Origin of the sequence: Pantoea stewartii subsp. stewartii, assembly GCF_008801695.1 — a bacterium.
GTDB classification, from domain to species: domain Bacteria; phylum Pseudomonadota; class Gammaproteobacteria; order Enterobacterales; family Enterobacteriaceae; genus Pantoea; species Pantoea stewartii.
The window spans coordinates 1-566 of record NZ_VZPF01000223.1 but is presented as its reverse complement, the minus strand read 5'-3'; the positions used below and the strand labels follow the sequence as shown (position 1 = coordinate 566).

Here is a 566-nt window from a genome sequence, read left to right as displayed (position 1 = left end):
AGTTGGTCAGCATCCAGATTACGGGTCAGCGCCTTATCGCCCGACAGTGGCTGCGCCTCAAGCGATGTCTGCGCCTGCCAGGCGCCCGCGCTGGCCTGTCGTGAATGCGCGGCGAGGAACAAGGCATTGTTCTCCTGGGTAGAGAGCCAGCGCTGACCGAAGGCCTGCTCAGAAAGCGAGCTTAATAGCGCGTTTTGCGCGTCCGGTTTGAGGTTGTTCTCTTCCAGTAGCGACAACATCAGAGCGTTATCGCGCAGAGAACTGCCGTAATCCGCTATCCATTGACGTTCGTCCTGACGCGGCGTATTCAGAGCCAGCGTAATGGCCTCTTCGCCGCGTCTGGCATCACCCATCGTTTTTAACGCGATGCCCAATTGCATCAGCGGCAGCCCTGAAGCCGCCTGACTACGGCGCTCCCAGATTTCGCGCAGCGCCCCGAGCGGCGCTTTCTGCTGGCGCGCCAGCACCAGCGCGGCGTAGGCCTGAGCGGCAAAAGTACTGGCCTGTGTATTATCGCTATAACGAATCAGCATCATCCCAGGATCTTGCAGATAACGCAGCAGTCG

Annotated in this window: 1 pseudogene; it reads right to left on the bottom strand. The window is 59.5% G+C overall.

The annotated features are described in order from the left end of the window. Positions 1-566: pseudogene (locus tag F7Q90_RS25865) on the bottom strand (alpha-2-macroglobulin family protein); the annotation flags it as partial.